Below are 614 nucleotides of genomic sequence, written 5' to 3'. Positions count from 1 at the left end.
GAAATGGATGTGGCGGATGGCGTGTTTCATGCGTGGCCTCCAGCAGAGGCGGTGGGAAGTTGGGCCAAGGTCCGGCAGGCCTGCACCATGGCCGGTACGGCCTCGGTTTTGGCCTGGGCGCGGGCGCGTTCCGCGCGGGCCTGCAGGTCGGCGCGGGTCAGGTCTTTCAGCATCGCGGCCAGCCCTTGGGCGATGAGTTCGGTCTGGGGCACCAGCCAGGCGGCGCCGGCGTCCACCAGGAAGCGGGCGTTGTGGGTCTGGTGGTCGTCCACCGCGTGCGGGAAGGGCACGAAGATGGCGGCGGCGCCCACCGCCGCGAGTTCGGTCACGGTGCTGGCGCCGGCGCGGGCGATGACGACATCGGCCTCGGCGAACGCCGCTGCGGTGTCATGGATGAAGGGGGTCAACGTGGCTTCGACACCAGCCTGAGCGTACGCCGCCTGGAGGGCCTCGATCTGCTTTTCGCCGCTCTGGTGGGTCACCACCGGGCGCTGCTCGGCCGGGATCAGCGCCAGGGCCTGCGGCACGGTGTCGTTCAGGGCCTTGGCGCCCAGGCTGCCGCCCACCACCAGCAGCTTCAACGGGCCGCGGCGGCCGGCGAAACGCTCGGCCGG

At 71.7% G+C, this 614-nt stretch carries 1 protein-coding gene; it reads right to left on the bottom strand.

Annotation, left to right across the window (positions count from 1 at the left end):
* Positions 1-26 precede the first annotated feature (26 nt).
* On the bottom strand, positions 27-614 hold a 588-nt coding region (locus HA630_RS27110), incomplete at its 5' end, for a glycosyltransferase (RefSeq protein ID WP_305792611.1).

It is taken from the genome of Aquabacterium sp. A08, assembly GCF_011742065.1.
This window is presented reverse-complemented; position numbering and strand designations above follow the sequence as displayed.